General features: G+C 37.2%; 22 protein-coding genes. All 22 read right to left on the bottom strand.

Annotated elements, in window-relative coordinates; genetic code table 11:
* On the bottom strand, positions 1 to 817 hold an 817-nt coding region (locus DWW33_RS13150), incomplete at its 3' end, for a hypothetical protein (protein WP_243088676.1).
* Between the two features lie 27 nt (positions 818 to 844).
* The gene (locus DWW33_RS13145; RefSeq protein ID WP_118088384.1) at positions 845 to 1,744 is read right to left on the bottom strand and encodes a hypothetical protein; all 900 of its coding nucleotides are present in this window, start codon (positions 1,742 to 1,744) and stop codon (positions 845 to 847) included.
* Positions 1,745 to 1,773: 29 nt separating this feature from the next.
* The gene (gene fliD, locus DWW33_RS16040; RefSeq protein WP_242986286.1) at positions 1,774 to 2,529 is read right to left on the bottom strand and encodes a flagellar filament capping protein FliD; all 756 of its coding nucleotides are present in this window, start codon (positions 2,527 to 2,529) and stop codon (positions 1,774 to 1,776) included.
* Positions 2,530 to 2,550: 21 nt separating this feature from the next.
* On the bottom strand, positions 2,551 to 3,327 hold the full coding sequence (locus DWW33_RS13135; RefSeq protein ID WP_199534956.1) for a FlxA-like family protein: 777 nt from the start codon (positions 3,325 to 3,327) through the stop codon (positions 2,551 to 2,553).
* Positions 3,328 to 3,532: 205 nt separating this feature from the next.
* Positions 3,533 to 4,903 (bottom strand): sensor histidine kinase, encoded by a 1,371-nt coding sequence (locus DWW33_RS13130; RefSeq protein WP_118088386.1) that lies wholly within the window; start codon positions 4,901 to 4,903, stop codon positions 3,533 to 3,535.
* Entirely contained in the window at positions 4,900 to 5,613 is a 714-nt protein-coding gene (locus tag DWW33_RS13125; protein ID WP_117686938.1) for a LytR/AlgR family response regulator transcription factor, read from the bottom strand. The genes DWW33_RS13130 and DWW33_RS13125 overlap by 4 nt, the downstream gene beginning before the upstream one ends.
* Positions 5,614 to 5,926: 313 nt before the next feature.
* On the bottom strand, positions 5,927 to 6,076 hold the full coding sequence (locus DWW33_RS15730) for a hypothetical protein (RefSeq protein WP_158552130.1): 150 nt from the start codon (positions 6,074 to 6,076) through the stop codon (positions 5,927 to 5,929).
* Between the two features lie 35 nt (positions 6,077 to 6,111).
* Positions 6,112 to 6,306, bottom strand: coding sequence for a hypothetical protein (locus DWW33_RS13120; RefSeq protein ID WP_117699209.1), 195 nt, complete (start codon positions 6,304 to 6,306; stop codon positions 6,112 to 6,114).
* Positions 6,307 to 6,363: 57 nt separating this feature from the next.
* Positions 6,364 to 7,554 (bottom strand): DUF4885 family protein, encoded by a 1,191-nt coding sequence (locus DWW33_RS13115; RefSeq protein WP_117699210.1) that lies wholly within the window; start codon positions 7,552 to 7,554, stop codon positions 6,364 to 6,366.
* Positions 7,555 to 8,051: 497 nt separating this feature from the next.
* Entirely contained in the window at positions 8,052 to 8,621 is a 570-nt protein-coding gene (locus DWW33_RS13105; protein ID WP_242986288.1) for a sensor histidine kinase, read from the bottom strand.
* A gap of 32 nt (positions 8,622 to 8,653) precedes the next feature.
* Entirely contained in the window at positions 8,654 to 9,274 is a 621-nt protein-coding gene (locus tag DWW33_RS13100; protein ID WP_242994363.1) for a DUF6033 family protein, read from the bottom strand.
* Positions 9,275 to 9,356: 82 nt separating this feature from the next.
* On the bottom strand, positions 9,357 to 10,394 hold the full coding sequence (locus tag DWW33_RS13095) for a DUF4885 family protein (RefSeq protein ID WP_118088387.1): 1,038 nt from the start codon (positions 10,392 to 10,394) through the stop codon (positions 9,357 to 9,359).
* 208 nt (positions 10,395 to 10,602) lie between these two features.
* The gene (locus DWW33_RS13090; protein ID WP_118639679.1) at positions 10,603 to 11,148 is read right to left on the bottom strand and encodes a hypothetical protein; all 546 of its coding nucleotides are present in this window, start codon (positions 11,146 to 11,148) and stop codon (positions 10,603 to 10,605) included.
* Positions 11,149 to 11,164: 16 nt separating this feature from the next.
* Positions 11,165 to 11,341, bottom strand: coding sequence for a hypothetical protein (locus tag DWW33_RS13085; RefSeq protein ID WP_243000861.1), 177 nt, complete (start codon positions 11,339 to 11,341; stop codon positions 11,165 to 11,167).
* Positions 11,342 to 11,729: 388 nt separating this feature from the next.
* Positions 11,730 to 12,116: a hypothetical protein gene (locus DWW33_RS16035; RefSeq protein ID WP_243000860.1), complete on the bottom strand. Its 387-nt coding sequence runs from the start codon at positions 12,114 to 12,116 to the stop codon at positions 11,730 to 11,732.
* Positions 12,113 to 12,406, bottom strand: coding sequence for a hypothetical protein (locus DWW33_RS16030; RefSeq protein WP_243088673.1), 294 nt, complete (start codon positions 12,404 to 12,406; stop codon positions 12,113 to 12,115). Before DWW33_RS16030 ends, DWW33_RS16035 begins: the two co-directional genes overlap by 4 nt.
* Before the next feature lie 74 nt (positions 12,407 to 12,480).
* The gene (locus tag DWW33_RS13075; protein ID WP_118352011.1) at positions 12,481 to 13,227 is read right to left on the bottom strand and encodes a hypothetical protein; all 747 of its coding nucleotides are present in this window, start codon (positions 13,225 to 13,227) and stop codon (positions 12,481 to 12,483) included.
* 53 nt (positions 13,228 to 13,280) lie between these two features.
* Positions 13,281 to 13,805, bottom strand: a complete 525-nt coding sequence (locus tag DWW33_RS13070) for a hypothetical protein (RefSeq protein ID WP_117830882.1) — start codon at positions 13,803 to 13,805, stop codon at positions 13,281 to 13,283.
* A 25-nt stretch (positions 13,806 to 13,830) separates the two neighbouring features.
* On the bottom strand, positions 13,831 to 15,282 hold the full coding sequence (locus tag DWW33_RS13065; protein WP_243088672.1) for a hypothetical protein: 1,452 nt from the start codon (positions 15,280 to 15,282) through the stop codon (positions 13,831 to 13,833).
* Between the two features lie 146 nt (positions 15,283 to 15,428).
* Positions 15,429 to 15,572 carry a hypothetical protein gene (locus DWW33_RS16025; protein WP_243000856.1) on the bottom strand — a complete coding sequence of 48 codons (144 nt, stop codon included), beginning with the start codon at positions 15,570 to 15,572 and terminating at the stop codon, positions 15,429 to 15,431.
* A gap of 124 nt (positions 15,573 to 15,696) precedes the next feature.
* Positions 15,697 to 16,422: a hypothetical protein gene (locus DWW33_RS13055; RefSeq protein WP_117830880.1), complete on the bottom strand. Its 726-nt coding sequence runs from the start codon at positions 16,420 to 16,422 to the stop codon at positions 15,697 to 15,699.
* A 65-nt stretch (positions 16,423 to 16,487) separates the two neighbouring features.
* Positions 16,488 to 16,669 (bottom strand): DUF3879 family protein (locus tag DWW33_RS13050; protein ID WP_199650785.1); only part of this gene is annotated, 182 nt, incomplete at its 5' end.

Below are 16,669 nucleotides of genomic sequence, written 5' to 3'. Positions count from 1 at the left end.
CGATTTCTATCCAGTTTATATCATTTAACTGTTTTATCTTGGCGTCAACATTTATGGTCTTTCCTGATTCCTGCAATAAATAAGTGTGTTTTCCTGCTCCCGTATCTATAGAAAAGAATCCCGGAGAAATCCCGACTTTCTCACAGACTGACAGTACTTCCTCATTACTGTAGAGATAACCCCACACACTCTTTCCCTGTGCCAGATCAGATAAAATATTACTTGCTTTGCGCATTTCCCACTTATAATTTGTCCCTTTTTGATTTGTATTCTCTGCAAGCAACGATTCCGAGGCTGCCCAGCCTATCCTTCCATTGTTGACCGTCCATGTATATTTACCGCCACTTGATGTTGTCCATGAATAATAACTTTTATTACTTAATACCAAAGAATTATTTGCAGCACAAATGCCTGACATGGTGCTTGTATTCATTTTCGGTACTGCATAATTAGGTACTACCTGTCTGCTCCCATTAAGGTCAAAGGAAATAACCCCGTACTCCTTAAAATCAGAATTATATCCACAGGAAACATTCTCCCCAAAATTGATTGCATTCAAAATAGCACTTGAATTATTATAGTTTGCAAAATAATAAGCCAATTCACTGTTAGAAATATTCGCATTTTTATCTATCAGTGCAGCTATTGATTGCTTTGAAAAGCCTCGTGCAGCATCAGAAATACTTAAACTGTCCTGTTTTTTATTATTTCCTACTCCAAGCAACATCTGTATTGCTTTTTGGTGTATTCCTGCCTCTGCTTGCTTTGAATATGTCAATAGCTGGTTTACTGTGTTTACATCTGTTACTGTCTTCATAGCTAGTCTCCAAACCCTTTTTCAACATTAAACGCCAAACATATGCTGCAATTTGTCCAGCATATCGTTTGATTTTTCTCTAACACTTCCCGGCTGATTTCTTAATTCATATCTGTTTTCATAGTAATGATTCAAGTAACCTTTCAGCCCATCATAAAATGAATCCTTATCTATTTCATCATTTAAAAATTTGTCACACAAACCGGTCATTTCCATTTTCTCATTCGTATAGAAAGCTCTCTCATCGGAGATGATTTCTGATTTGTACTTATAAGCTTCTGTTTTGCTCCCTATTCCGACAACCATATAATCCGGTGTCATTCTCTCCATGATAGAATTGCGTGCCGACTCATTAAAATGAACATATTCGTCAATCATATCTGAAAAACCTGCCTGTAATTGCTCCGGGACATACATTTTATTTATTTTGTTTAATCCAGCCTCACTTGCACTTAATAAAAATACCGATTCAAATGAAGTACCACGATACCCTTCCCTGGCATTCAAGTCATCTACCGCTGCCACCATTGTGCCGATCTGCTCTTTTAATGTATTTCTTTCATCTTCTGATAAATATTCTGCCGCATTTTCATCTATCCACTTCTCAAAAACCGCAGCCTGATTCTCAGAATGTCCCTCAAAGACACTTCGATCTCCTGAAATAGAAGACGCCTTTAATTCCAATTGAAACAAATTTTCACATTTATATTCTGCAGGTATCTCTCTTATTTCTCCATTAATAGATGAAAAATGCATTGTATGAAAATCCGATACCTTATTACGAGCAGTCTCAACTAACTTTCTTGCTGAATCACTGATTTTCACATCATCCTCCGAAATAATATTCTGAGGAACAGTTGTTTTCTTCTCAACCTTATTTTTTATCATCTCTGGATTATTAATATACCTATTTCCTTGAACTTTCATAGCAACCTCCCTAAATTAGTCCACACTTTCTATACTTCTTTATCTATCTTGCTCGATGTCAAAGAAGCATCCGTCTTAGAGTACGTACCATTATTTGTATAGGTTGCACTCGCCCGGTTTGCAGCATTCGATATACCAGTTGCTTTCTGCGATATTTTGCTTACAAAAGAATTATATCCTGTAAAGACCGTTTTCAGCGAACTGATATCTGCCTGCTTTAAAGCATCCTCATCTAATTCCAACTTGTTTCCTTTTCCTATGGTAATACCTATTTTGGCAAGCATATTACTGTTTTTGTCTGTCATTCCAGTCATCCATGAAGCATTTCGCAATACATCCTTTGTATTAGATTCTCCGGCTTCCTTAACTACATCATTATAATCTTCAACAAAAGATTTTACTGCCTTGGTGATTTTATCCCAGTCATAATCCTCTACCTCAATCTCTTCCCCCGTTTTTTCATCTTTCTTTTTTATTTTCTTTTTTTCCCAAAGAGAAGAGTCATTCAAAGCATCTGCTGATTTTTTCAGAGAATCTGCACTTGTTTTCATCAAGGTAAGTTTTTGTGAAGTATCACCTTTTCCCGATAATTTTTCAGCATCCTGTTTTGCATAATATGCTTTCATAAGTTTTCCATAGCTTCCATTTTTGATTGCAGCATAATCAGAAAGCATATTTGTATTGCCTACTGATGAACTATCTGACGTTCCACTAAACAACGCTGAAAAATCTACATTGCTGTTATATTTACTTGTATAATCACTAAAACTTTTGATTTCTGACATAACACCAGCCTCCTTTCTGAACTATAAACGTATATCTATCGGTGTATATACTACCGACTGTCCACTTTCTGATGCTGGATTTGTTATTGTTTCTGCTGTTTCTGTTTTGATATCTGCATTCTCTGATGCATCTGTTGTCGTATCTGCATTTTCCTGTGTATTCTCTGCTTTCTGAGGTTGATCCTTCTTTGTTTCTGCTGCATCTGTACTGTTGTCTGTCTTTGCTGCTTCTTCCATAGATTTATTTGCATCTGAAAGTGAAGACATCTGTGCTACTGTTGCAGACTGCGCTTTTGCCTGCAAATCTGCCAGTTCTTCTTCTTTCTTTTCGGTATTGCCTTTTCCAGCATCCTGCTTGATTTCAGACTCAAGCACACCGGCTCTTCCTTCCATCTGTGTTGCCATACTACCCTGCACTTTTGCTTGCTTCATAGATGAATCTGCGGAAATCATTGCCCGCATACCTGCCTGTGACAAGCCTGTTCCTTTCTTTGCAGATGTATTTTTTGTACCAGCCACCATATCATCCATAGATGATTTTTTACTCTGCTGTTCCTTTCTCTGTTCAATCTGGTGCTGTCTTAACTGTTGATTGAGATTTGTAATTTCCTGTTGTATCTCCTGACGTTTCTTCATCTTATCCTCTAATGACAGTTCTTCATTTGATGATAAGTCCTGCAATTTCTGCTGTGCATTTGCAATCTGATTCTGAATATTTTTACTCACAGAATCATTCGCCTGTGCCATTCCTATTGCTCCTGTCTGCGTATTCGTTCCGTTAAATCCATTAATTTTCATCATTTCGTTGTCCTCCTTGAGCTAATACTCTGAAATCCGTTTCCTGAAAATCTGTATAACATGATTTCTCTTTATTTTTTCTTTCGGCATATCTTTCTTCACAATAAACCGTGATGTTGTGAACCGCCCTTTTTTCGTTGTGAAGCATCAAGAAATCACTACATATTTCTGTAATTTACAAAATACATAGTGCCAATTTATTTCTTTATTCTACCTGCATCATAATGCTAAGGATTACTTCCTCATTTCCCTGCTCCAAAGATATATCTCCCATATACATTCTGGCAACCCGGCGAATGTTATTCAGACCCATTCCATGTTCCCTCCCAGATTTGGTTGTTTCTGGCAAATCGCTGTCACCAAAATTAAGCTGACCCCAAAAACTGTTTTTTATGGTTATCATAAAGATACTGTTTTTCCGAAAAGAAGAAATGCTGATATACGGATCATCTCCACTTACATTTTCCATGCAGTTATTCAAGGCATTATTCATGATCACACTCAAATCAAATGCATTTAACTTCGTATTCTGCGGATAATGAAAATCCGACAGAAACCGAATCTGCCTTTCTTTTGCTTCTCTCAGCTTTTCCATCAAAATGACATCAATTACCGGACTTCCTGTCTTTATTTCCGGAGATACCTCGTCCCATTCATTTTTCAGATGTTCCAAGTATTCTGTAGCATCATCCATATTATTATGTGCCACCAGATGTTCCAGTGTCTGTATATGATTTCCCATATCATGGCGCATGGAGCGGATATCCCGATACAACTTTTCGACTTCCTCGATATGCTTTTTCATGTCACTGATCTGATTTAATACCAGCTCTTGTCCCCGCTGTTCTTCCTGCATCTCTTTCCAGTTTTGAAACATTACAATCACAACAAGAATAGCAACTATGGAAATCAGATAGTGTAAAAAGCTTAAAGCTCCATAAAATCCATATGTATCAATCAAGTTCTTTCCAGTATCTCTTTCGTATATCATGAGATAATATTGTAAAATGCCATACCCAGTGACGCCTACAAGTGAAGGTATAATAAGCATTACCATCTCTTTGATGCTCATTTCATCTTTTTTGTATATATACGCTTTATTGATCAGTCCTATTGCAACCGCAATAAAAGCAATACAAAGTACAATATCCAAAACTCTGGTTCCAACATATAGTCCGTATTGCAACCACACTTTTTCTGCACTCATATTCCGAAATACAAGTGCTTTTGTAACAAGATCATCAAGTCTGGCTGCCATTGCAACCGTTAACCATCGGATAGAAAAGAACGTAATTGCAAGAAATATTTTCTGATATATATTTCTTCTGTCCTCTGCATACATCACAAGAAACGCTGCTATAACTCCAATCAGATATGCGGAAAAATTATCAATCTGTGGCGGAATCATATATAAAACAAGCATAATCGTAATATAAACAATACTGACTGCCACAGCCCCTTTTTTCTTTTTTATATAGGGACAAACAAATTTTCCAAAATAGATTCCTGTAATCATAAGGAGTGCGATAACAGAAATTTTCGATGTAACCATCCAGCATTTTTCTACCAAACTCATCCGATTTCTTTTCCTTTCCTCTGATTATATTTCAAATATTGTTTTACAAACTCAGAATAATTCTGTTTTGCAATCAATGCAGTTCCATTTTCCATCGTCACACAATTTGCATCATATTTCTGAACATATTTGAAATGTACGAGGTAGGCTCTGTGTGTACGAAAAAAATCTGCTCCCGCAATTTCACTCAGTTCCTGCAATTTTCCATAATATTCAATATTCGTATCCCGTGTATGGATAATGACTTTTCGATTATATACCTCAGCATACACAATATCCTTCAAAAACACTTTCATATGGCTTCCTCCGGACTGCACCATCATGTATTTTTCATCCGATTGATTTTCAGAATATTTTTCAATGCTTCTGACTGCACGTTTCACAACTTCTTCAAATTTTTCATCTGAAAACGGTTTCACCAGATAATGAAATGCTGCAACATCAAATGCCTGAAAAACATACTCCTCCACAGCAGTTACAAATATCAATACCATTCTTTCATTTTTCTGACGCAGAATCCTTGCCGTTTCCATTCCATCCATTCCTGGCATCTGAATATCCAAAAATAGAATATCCGGCTCACAACCACTTGCAATCAATTCATCACCAGATAAATATTTTTCTATTACTGCATCCGGTAATAATTTCTTTATTTTTTCTTCTAATATCAATCCTATAGATTTTTCATCATCACAGATTGCTATTTGCATCTTGTCACTTCCTTACTTACATACAATTATATTTATAATATCGGAAAAGTTCTTTAAATAGCTAGCCACCATGTTGTGAACAGACCTTTTTTTGTTGTGAAATAGAATATCACATATATCGCTTTATCTGCCTCCTGTTAATTTGTTTTATCCGGCACACGCTCCTGGGAGTGACTGTATCTATCAAAAAAAGAAGTCAGCAGTTTATTCATGCACTACTGACTTCCTATACTACTTATTTTAATTGCCTCCCACATCCATCTGAATCTGATATCTTGGAATCGTCCCATTTTCCTTTTTATAAGCCAGAACATCATAAATCATCTACTGTTACGTTCCCATTTGATACCTTATTCAAAAAACGATCTAATTCCTCTACATAGCCAGCCAGACGATATTCCTCATCCCTGTCATTACTCAATAAACCAATAAAACGATTGTTCTTATTGGTGCCAATGTTCAATAACGATAAATCCACAACTCCCGAACCGTATCCTTTTACTGTTGCACTTGTAGATGCCCCCGTAAAAGCATTACGATAAAGATTATTGTCTCCATCATTTTTTCCGTCAGAACAAATTCATCACCTAAGTCCTTCATTTTTGATTGGCATACCGGAGCCGGCATATGATATGTATAATTACCACAAATATTCTTATACTGACTATGATTCTGGATGATTCCAATTCCCATACAGGGTTCTCCTTTTTTCGTAATTTTTCAACCAGTTTGCAAAAAAATATTATATTTCTAAAGCACAGAATACCATTGTCTGTTCATACGATCAGCTTCATACTGGTATGTAATCAACTGGTTCATATCCTTTAAGCTGCTCTTTCCATATAAAATGCTTAAAGTCATATCTGGCACATTGTTCCATCCTCTGGTTGAAATAGTTGAAACCAGGTCATGTATCCAATTATTCATTTGCTGCTTAAACTCTTTCGGAACTTTTCCGGAACTTTCAACTGCACTATCCACTAAGTCTAATATATTCTCTCCCGACTCCGTATAATATGTCCCATTTTTTTCCTCAAGTTTGTCTAATTCATATCCTGTATAACTATAAACCTGATGATATGCTTCGTATTTCATCTTTGATTCCTCTGTTACTTGAGAACTCTCACAGCCATCTTGTGTTGAGCAATAATAGATATGCTTATAGAGATTTTTCCCATTATTACCTACATTTAAAGCATTCTGCATCAACACCTTTGTTTCTTCATCCACGCCATCTACCGTTATCTCGTAACTGTATGGATCGACAGTAAAAGTACAATCTTTCGTAATAGAAGATGTATCGACACCAGCCTGCTTTAAAATATTTGAAATCTGCGAATTTACCAATGCTCTTTCAAATTGGATTTTATCCGAATCTACACTGTCGCCGTCCACTTCAATTCCCCTGAACAAAGAATCCTGATAATTTACACCATTTATTTTTCCTGTCCGGCACATCTGCATCTCATAATTATATGCAATCCTACGTTCTGTATCAGTCAAATTAGTCTCGTAATACTCTGAACTCTTATCAAAATACTTGGAATGAATATAATTTTCTGGGTTAGAATGTGTTTTTGCTTCTGCGGCAAGCTTAGAATACTTTTCCGTTAATGCCGCCCTAAATGCTTTACCTGTACTCATATATTCACTTGTTTTCGCATTAATCTGTGTTCCTGCATTCTCAATGAGCTCTTGATTCGTTTTTTTTGCTGAAACTATATAGGACTTTAAGTCAATGCTACTGTCAATACTTGTATTATGTGTTCTTCCACTTGTACTTTTTGTCAGTTTTTCCTTTCCCGATGCACTTATCGTTAAGGTATCTCTTGTGCCTCTACAACCAGTGTTTTGACTGCTTGCCGCTTTTTGCTGTTGACCAAACAGAACATTAAGCAATGACTGATTAGCATTTATTCGGCTGTTAAAAAATATATTCATAATATCACCAACCTCCTTCTTCTAATATTTTATAAACAAAATTATTGTTCATCCAATAATTTGATTATAATCATGTAATAATTCAGATTTTATCATGAGATACCATCTCAATGCTCTTTTCATAACTAGAAGCTGCTGTTGACACCAATGACTGAATATTGACATTATCACTGTTAGCATTTGAGTTATTCAATAGATTGGACAGTCTTTGTTTACTTTCATATGTCCGACTTCTATATACATCTTCCATTTGTTTACGTTTTATCAAATGTTCCTTTTGATTTTTTTCAATCTGTTCTTCAATAAATTCCTCCAACCGCTTATGACGTTTCTCCCACCAAGTTTCTCCATCATTAGCTGTTTCTAGTCCACTCTTTCCTACCGGACCTGCATAACCATATCATTCTTCCGGTGACGCTCCAATAACATCAAAGCTAACATTATTTGATCCTACAGAAAAATATTATATTTCTAAAATACAGAATATCATTGTCTGTTCATACTACCGCAAATATCAGTTTATGATCTTCGCACTCTAATTTCAGATGAATGACCGCTTTTCCGGTATTTTTCAGTACTTTTTCACTCTCCCGGATTGCATTATCCAGTAAATTGGAGAGCAGGATCACGATCTCTTCCTCCTCCAGACAGATCTCCTGCAGATCCCCTACTTTTAGGATCACTGCTATGTGTTTCTCCTGCATGCTGCGGTACTTCTGGTTTAAAACAGCATTGACCACCGGATGATTTGTGTTGATTGCCGACATCTCGACAGCTATGCTCTCTGTCAGCTTCTGCGTAAATGAAAGTGCCTCATCTGTGTGTCCATTCTTTATCAATGTCTGGATTGTGGAAAGCTGATTTTTATAATCGTGCATTTTTCTTCGCTGACGCTCATAGATTTCTTCCCGGTCCTGATAATTTGCAATACGATTTTTCTGATTTTGTTCCGTAAGTACCGCAATTTTTATTCTCTCTTCTTTTTCAATGGTATTCTGCATGAACTCCATAAGGATAAGGTTAATCGCAACCAGTCCCACTGAAAGAAATAAAAATACATTCTGCATGTCAATACATCCCGGCATACTCATATCAGTTTCTATGCCAGCACATCAAATGCCGAAACTCCATTTTCTGTCACTCCTATAGAAGTTGAAGTACCTAGCAATTCCACCATTTTTCCTGTCAGGTCATCTACATCTTTTCCATCAATTTTCAGATTATATTGCCGTTCTTCCTGCTCCTGTTTTTCGGCACGCTGTTTTTCCAGTCTTTCCTCTGTCTCTTTCTTTTCTGCTTTCCTTTTCTCGAGTCTTTCTTCAAGTTCTTTCCTTGCTTTTTCTGTTCCCGGATCAACTTCATCTTGAGTACACATTACAGAACTCATGCTATCATATCCATTTATAGTAATACTATAACTCAGTATCTTTGCTCCTCTTGCTGCCACATAAGCTCTTGACTGTTCTATTGTTTTTGGTATTAGCGATAAATTGTACTCCAACCATTGTTTTGTCTTTTCATCTCCCATAGCCTCTGACAAAAGAGAACTGTTTATATTTACGGAATAATCCCTGCTTCGTAAACAATCGTATTTTTGTGTTAAATAGTTCTTATATTCATGGGCATTCTTATATGTCCTGCCCGTTTTGTTTCCAGCATTTTGTGTATTGCCATAACTATTCGTATATGACGCATAAGTTCCTATTCCTGTAACTGCCATATTAACATATCTCCTTTCATTATTCGGAGTCCTTCCAACTATGCCACCTGTTGGATTTCTCTCAGAATCAATATAATATTGATCACACGCTAGCTTCAAATATACTTTGACTAATACCTTTCATCCACATATTCTGCGTTGCTCCATATCCTCTTTCCTGCCCTATATCATACAATCCACTGCTGTCAAATCCTATTTTTAATACCAAATCATTTTCTTTCTTCCAGCCATTTTTAGCATATTGCAGCCATCTCTTAGAATAAAGTTCATACCCTGCACCATTTTTAGATTTTTCCTTAAACAATGCCAGTAAATCTGTACCATCCTCTGCAATAAAAGTACCATTTTTATATGTCGCATTGCGTGCATCATATCCAGTTGTCTCATACACTTCATGCCATAAAGAATATTGGTTTGCCTTTGTCATATTTGCCTGCGAATTAACAATTTCATTATCTGCATCATGCATACAAATCCACGCATGCGTCCAAATATTTTTTGCATTATCTCCTTCATTCAGCAATTTTTCTATCTGCGATAATGTATCTCTATCTGCATTTCCCGACACCGTTAGTTGATATGTATATGGGTCAATAGAAAATACCAAATCTGCCTGTTTTGATATTGATATCCCATTCTTTGAAAGTAGATTTGAAATTTGCTGATTTACAACACTTCTGGCATGCTGTTTTTCCCTGTCAGTATTGCGTACATAACCAACACTTCTTGAACCACCTGTATATACATCCTTGTAATTCCTTAATGCATAATCATACCGTGCAAATCCACCCACAGGTTTTCCTCCGGATTGTAACATTCTTTTCTCTGTACGGTAAGCTATGGAACGCTGGTCTTCTGTCATATATGAGCAAAAATTAGGTGAGGTCACATCACAATATTTTGATTCGATATATGCCATTGGATCAGAATGAGACAAATTTTCTTTGTACACTTTATCATAATGCTCCTGCAAAACTTTTTGTACGAAACGATCCTCCTCTGTAAGTCCATCATATTGATAACCTACAGTTGTACCAGCACTGGAAGTATTGGGCAGGTTGTTTAAATCCCTGCCCGCTGGAATGTTATTATAATAGTCAGAATTATTTACAGTAACCATATTATCCCCCTGCCTTATATAAGTCTTATAATCTGTATCATGTAAATCATACTGGAACCCTATCGATAAACTTTTTTCATTTTATTTTCCACATTTTTTCTTCATTATTCGGAGTTCTTCCGACTATGTCATCTATTGGATTTCTCTCAGCCTCAATATGATATGTAATCCAAGTTCTCTTTTTTTCCTATGTTCAAATGACTAAGCACTATTTATACTTACTATTTGCATTTGGCAAATTAAGATATGTATCCATACTTTTCGTCCAAAGCAACGATAAGTCAAACCTTCCCAATTTGTTTAAATCTTCTATGCTTTTTTTGAACATTGCGATAAAATCTCTTCTGTCGTTAAGTCCCATATTACCAGCTTCAAGCGACAGAGACGTGAAACCTCCCTGCTTTTCCACTTTGTAATGTGCCTCCAATGCACGCATTTCGACTACTGTAGCATTTGATGGATTAACATCATTGATATAAATTCTTTGCTCAAACTCTTTCCCGTTTTCATCCACACCTTTCGCTAACACCACTGGATTTTCATCCGTCGAATCATCCGCATATTTAAGGCAATAAGAAAGACCTGTACCATTACCTCCTGTCCACAACATATTATCTGTTGTAAATATCTGATATACCTTCGGTTTTTCTGCCGTATAAAATGTCTTTTCCCCAGATGCAGGAGTTTTCATTTGATTACCTTTTTGTTGACCGTACAATGAAGATACGGTATTCAGACCAGAACCAATGTGCATACTTCTATTCCTCCAATCATTTTATCTGAATTGTACCGTCTGCCATGACAAACTGTACATTTAACCCAGACATAATACCTTTGTGCTGAGTCTGTTTATATGCTAAAATTTCCCGGATATCGCTTGCGTAATCCTGATAGGTCAGATTCCCTCCCGAATATTTAATAGGCATCCAATGCTTTCGGCAGACCATGTCCCTCCTATTTACCATTGCATCTACCCATTTATCACATTCATTCCTTTTGAAATGCTTTCAACTTTCACCGAATCCTCAAATGTGACTGTCATCTGTGTATCGTAAGTTTTCCATTCAAACTGCGACCAGCTTACACCGTTACCGGTATGCTCATAAGCCTTGATTGCATCGTTATATTGCTTTTTTTATCGGATAAAATAACTTGTTCTCCCAGCCCCATATCATCACACTCGTTTACAACCCCAAAGTCATTTTACTTACGCTCCATAAATCCTATGATTGAAAAAATCAATCCTAAAACCATATGATTCTTCTGTCAATCAGAACCAATCTGCTTTCTCCTATCGGAGTCCAAGCATACACACTCTTGCAATATAACGTATCATCAGCTCCGAGCCTGTGCTTTCTGTATATTATCTGACCAATACTTATTGCTGAAAAAATTCCCATTTCTAGGCAAATTTCTGAACATATCCATAAGAATATCATATGACAAGCCTGATGTGTCCACAAACATCTCTTTCCCATCTTTAGATTTAACTGCAATTCCGTTATCACCCACATACGCTACTGTATTGTCATCTAATTTCTGTATTAATCCCGTCATTTCCCCAAATTTCTTTAGAGGGAACTCCCCGGATTCTTCACAAAGTTTTCGGAACTTTTCTGCATCCTCACCTACCATATACGGATATTTTCCGTCTCTAATATACCATGAAATTCCCGTTTCTGAATCCGTGTATTTAGGATCCGTTAATGCCCATTCTTTCAAAGGAACACCCTGGTACCATGCGTCATTTTTTCACTGGAATCATTGCTTATTTCTGGTTCTTCATTTTGAATTTCTTTCTCAGCAATTTCATCCTGCTCCTGTTTATCTACTCTATATGACGCGTTATATTTTAATGCCTCATAGATTTCTTGAACATTTGCATATTTGTTAACTGCTGCACCATCCGGTACCTCTAATACTTCCTTTTGTTGAAAAGTATGTGACTGGTTATATTTTGAACCAGGTTTTCTTCCTGCATAAATATTGCTATTTACAGCGGTATTTACCATATTTATAATCCCCCCTGTAGCGGTATCTCCTTCCCATAATTATTACATAAAAGTATAAATGAATTTATTTATACTCAAATGTTCCAGCTTTTACTTTCTTGCATTCCCAACAGGTAGTCTTGAACATACTTCTGGTCAACTACATTTTGTGCTAGAATTCTCTGATCAAGTGCTTGTCGCTGTGCCTTTTGGTCGATATGCTTTTCCAGCATCATCTTCTGCATAAGTTCCCGCTTTTGGCGTTCACTTGCCACATACTCGCTGTCCCTCTTGCGCTGTGCGGCTCTACGGTCAGCATAGGTACGATCAGAATGATAAAATGAACCTTTTGCCTTCTTATCAGCCAAATCCTTTTTAGCGGCTTTGGTTGCTGCACTATCATCATGGTAAACATGTGCCCCGTAGCAAGTTGCTCCAGCTCCTGTAATTGTTGTTGTAACATGGACACCAAATGGAAGCCCATGAGAAGCTCTTGCATCTGCACGAAGCCAATCCATAATTTCTTTGCGATAGGCGGGATCTTCCTTCATTCTTTTGAATCCATCTTCTGTGATATGTACAGAATTGGACAAAATAGCCGAGGAGTTCATTTTATCAATTTCAGCCAGTTCCTCATAGATTTCCTGCTTGAACGCTGCCATCTCATCAACTTCGGATACTTCCTTTGTTGCCGCTGTCTTATCTGTTTGGCTTGTTGCCTGTGCGCTTGTGTTCTGTACCATCTGAGAAAAATCCTGCATTTTCACTGTGCCTGCTTTTTGCTTCATACCAGAAGAACGATATGCCAACATTGCGGCACTGGAATATCCACTAATCTGCATAGCTATAACCTCCTTTATATCAATATTTTCTACTATATTCAAATAACTAAGCACTATTTATGCTTACTGTTTGCATTTAGATAAGTATTCATATTTCGCATATAAAACATCTGCAAATCATACCTTCCTAATTTATTCATATCCCGAATAACCTTTTCAAAGCTGGATATAAGGTCGCATCTTTCATTTAATCCCATGTGACCAGTTTCTTCTGGAAGAGAGCTGAGACCATTACCCCTATCAACATCATAATATGCCTCCAAAGCACTCATTTCAACATAAGAAGCATTTCTCAAATCAATATCGTTAATATTAATTTTTTCTTCAAATTCTTTTCCATTTTCGTCAACTCCTTTGGCTATCACTACAGGATTATCCTCTGTTGACTCTTCTGCGTATTTAATATAAAACGAAAGACCTGTTCCATTTCCACCTGAAAACAACATATCATCCGTCTTTAAATACACCTTCACTGATGTCTGAGAAAATGCCTCATTTTCGGCAACATATGTTTTGCTATTATTTTGCTGCTTTCCAAATACTTCCGATGCACTTTGCACTCCCGAACCAATACGCATTTAATTACCTCCTTCTGATGTTGTATCATAATACTTTCCTGAAACTGTACTCATACATATCCGAATACATGTTATCATGGGGTTGGGGCGTCAGCCTTCTGTCCAATGCCGCCATATCCACCGTAAAACCTCTGTCTGCCACAGAGAAAGCGCCATTGCTGAATTGAAACTCCGAAGTAAAATCGGGAATCCCCAGATCACCGCTTGTCCTGTTATGTCCTATAATATTTATCAATGCATCCTTTATCCGCTCTATCTTGGCATTGTCTTTTGTTTTGTTGATCAGATTAGCGGCTTTTTCCGGCAACCCGCCAATTTTTCCGTCCGGTGTCAGATAAAGGTTCTCCAGAGAAATATCTTCTCCCGTAACCCCTTTTAAGTAACGCCTGACTTCCTGCACATCCGTGGCATACTGATAGGTATTAGACGACAGATTTCCCACACTGTCAGCAATTCCTGTGTAATACTGATACATCCGGTCACTGTACTTTTCTTCTACCAGTTTCTGAACCTGTTCCCGGACTTCTTTATCTTCGATACCGCTCACTGTTACATTCCCATTGCTTTCAATCTTTATCTGCATTCCATCCAGCTCATCACGTGAGATACCTTTGCTTTCCAGATCCTTTACAAAATCCTCGGAAAAATCATGTTTCAGTTCCGCCTTCTGCTGTGCTTTCTCAAAATCTTTCAGGTTGGCAAAAATTTTCACATACTCCATTTCCACATCATCCAGTGTCTTTCCTTCTGCCATGTCCTGCAACAATTCATCCACTGTGCGCCCGCCTTTGTATTTCTTTTCTTCCGGCAGACTTTCAAACTGCTTCTGGTGGAGTTTCTCCATTTCTTTTGTATAATTTTTCTCTGTATCCATCAGGACTTCATTATATTTGTCGAGGCATTCCCTCCAATTTTCATCTTTCCGGCTGTATGCACCGTGAAGGTTCCCGAATGCCTCCCTTATGGCATCGGTCTTTTCCTGTTCTTTATTTTCCGTAACCTTGAAACTGATTTTATAATAATCATCTGGAGAAACTTCTTCCCCATTTTTGTTTTCTATTTTGATACAATATTTATTGGTATTTGTATCCCAGTTCGGGATGGTCAGTGTTTTCCGTCCTTCCCCATCCCATTCTGCCTTTCCGACCTGATTGCCATATTCATCATATAAGGTGAGGTCATAATCGCAGCCTTCCGGCATGTCCATATAGATTTGGACACCGAAGTAATTCTGTATCGTCCGGTTAAAAGGGATGGAAAAGTTGTAGAAATCCACATCCTTTTTATCGCTGAGACTTCCTTTCAGACTGCTGGTTTCGTCCTTGATCAGAAAATCCAGATCCAGAAATGTACTTTCCTTCTTGTCAGAAACCTCATAAGTAGTATGCTGTCTGCGATAAGTGTCATTGCTGCCAAGTGTACAGGTATCCTCTTGAAGTGTCATATTTTTCTTCAGTTTTCCTTCAAAAAATGCCACTGTTTCCTTCCCTGACATGAAAAAAATTGGTTTTTGGCGAAATGCCGCACCATATGTAGAATGATTACTGTTTATTTCCATTTCTTATCCTTCCTCCCGAAAAATATCTTACCTGCATTCTTATGCTTTCCTGTCAAAAGATGAGCCTACTGTATAACAGGATTATCTGGTAAAATAATACTGCTTTTCTCATATGCTGCCGCCGCCAACTGGCTATTTAGATATTCGTTTTGTACAGCTTTTCGTCTTGCCTGTGCTCTTTTTACTGCTTCCTTTTCCTGTTCTTTCATAAGTTCTTCCATTCTTTCGTGGCGCTTCTCCCACCAAGATTCTCCGTCATTCGCTGTTTCTGATCCACTCTTTCCTACTGGACCTGCATAACCGTAACATTCTTCTGGTGACGCTCCAATAACATCAAAACTGATTTTGATTATGATGAATCATTGTATATTTTTCCTTAAATGATGTGATTGCACCATACATTTTCTCAGTTAAATTTTCTGGGATTTCGTCCTTTCCCTTTGTTTTCTGTTCCCCAATGTAATCTGACGCTAATGCAGACCTTGATGTAATTTTTGAAATTTTATTCATTTCTTCACCGATAATTCCACGGGCATGCTGATTTGTTGTCTCCATTGTCACAAAGTCATCCACTGTTTTTTTATATGCTACATCTAAATTGCTTAATTCTTCATCCCGTGTAAGCTTACGAGTTCCATTTTCATCAGCTACATATATTTCTCTGGTTCCATTTTCATAGCCCTTCACAATTTCATCATATAATTCTGCGTATGCTTTAACATAATTATTTGCCTTGTCAGTAATATTTAAGGCACTTTTTCCTGTATCAACATTTTGATTCTGCTGTGCTGCCTTCTTTTGAATTTCATAACTATAATCAATATCACTGATTTTTTTACTCGCTAACAGTTCCTTTCTTTGAACCACATCATCATATTTTTCCTGTCCACTCTGCTGTATACGATTACGATAATACTCCAATCCCTCATTAGAAATCGAAAGCTTCACTGATTGCCCCACTGTATGTTTTTCGTTTGTCTGACTATTTCCTTTCTGTACTTTATCAGTATTTTTTTCCATTATTGAATTCGTATTATTCATGTAATTAGATATTTTCATATCCTATTTTTCCTCCTTAAAACCCATTATCTTAGTTTCACCTCGTGGCTCACAAATAAATCTATCTATAACTTTATATCTACTGACTTCCTGCCACTCTCAACAGACTCTCTTGTAATGCCATCCAATGCACCCTCCGGTATTGGTTTACCAGCTTTCCATGTATGATCAGCGGCTTTTGCAGCTTCTGCAAATGCCTGTCTGTATTGATGTTCATATTGTTCCATTGTCCAGCCTGCTGATAAGC

The organism is Roseburia sp. AF15-21 (genome assembly GCF_003479505.1).
Taxonomy (GTDB): domain Bacteria; phylum Bacillota; class Clostridia; order Lachnospirales; family Lachnospiraceae; genus Roseburia_C; species Roseburia_C amylophila.
This window is presented reverse-complemented; position numbering and strand designations above follow the sequence as displayed.

What these genes read in the sequence shown, in the direction of transcription:
- DWW33_RS13145 (WP_118088384.1), bottom strand. Translation starts at nt 1,744, where the DNA reads ATGAAAGTTCAAGGAAATAGGTATATTAATAATCCAGAGATGATAAAA.
- fliD (WP_242986286.1), bottom strand. Translation starts at nt 2,529, where the DNA reads ATGTCAGAAATCAAAAGTTTTAGTGATTATACAAGTAAATATAACAGC.
- DWW33_RS13135 (WP_199534956.1), bottom strand. Translation starts at nt 3,327, where the DNA reads ATGAAAATTAATGGATTTAACGGAACGAATACGCAGACAGGAGCAATA.
- DWW33_RS13130 (WP_118088386.1), bottom strand. Translation starts at nt 4,903, where the DNA reads ATGAGTTTGGTAGAAAAATGCTGGATGGTTACATCGAAAATTTCTGTT.
- DWW33_RS13125 (WP_117686938.1), bottom strand. Translation starts at nt 5,613, where the DNA reads ATGCAAATAGCAATCTGTGATGATGAAAAATCTATAGGATTGATATTA.
- DWW33_RS13120 (WP_117699209.1), bottom strand. Translation starts at nt 6,306, where the DNA reads ATGGGAATTGGAATCATCCAGAATCATAGTCAGTATAAGAATATTTGT.
- DWW33_RS13115 (WP_117699210.1), bottom strand. Translation starts at nt 7,554, where the DNA reads ATGAATATATTTTTTAACAGCCGAATAAATGCTAATCAGTCATTGCTT.
- DWW33_RS13105 (WP_242986288.1), bottom strand. Translation starts at nt 8,621, where the DNA reads ATGCAGAATGTATTTTTATTTCTTTCAGTGGGACTGGTTGCGATTAAC.
- DWW33_RS13100 (WP_242994363.1), bottom strand. Translation starts at nt 9,274, where the DNA reads ATGGCAGTTACAGGAATAGGAACTTATGCGTCATATACGAATAGTTAT.
- DWW33_RS13095 (WP_118088387.1), bottom strand. Translation starts at nt 10,394, where the DNA reads ATGGTTACTGTAAATAATTCTGACTATTATAATAACATTCCAGCGGGC.
- DWW33_RS13090 (WP_118639679.1), bottom strand. Translation starts at nt 11,148, where the DNA reads ATGCACATTGGTTCTGGTCTGAATACCGTATCTTCATTGTACGGTCAA.
- DWW33_RS13085 (WP_243000861.1), bottom strand. Translation starts at nt 11,341, where the DNA reads ATGGTCTGCCGAAAGCATTGGATGCCTATTAAATATTCGGGAGGGAAT.
- DWW33_RS16030 (WP_243088673.1), bottom strand. Translation starts at nt 12,406, where the DNA reads ATGGTAAATACCGCTGTAAATAGCAATATTTATGCAGGAAGAAAACCT.
- DWW33_RS13075 (WP_118352011.1), bottom strand. Translation starts at nt 13,227, where the DNA reads ATGCAGATTAGTGGATATTCCAGTGCCGCAATGTTGGCATATCGTTCT.
- DWW33_RS13070 (WP_117830882.1), bottom strand. Translation starts at nt 13,805, where the DNA reads ATGCGTATTGGTTCGGGAGTGCAAAGTGCATCGGAAGTATTTGGAAAG.
- DWW33_RS16025 (WP_243000856.1), bottom strand. Translation starts at nt 15,572, where the DNA reads ATGAAAGAACAGGAAAAGGAAGCAGTAAAAAGAGCACAGGCAAGACGA.
- DWW33_RS13055 (WP_117830880.1), bottom strand. Translation starts at nt 16,422, where the DNA reads ATGAAAATATCTAATTACATGAATAATACGAATTCAATAATGGAAAAA.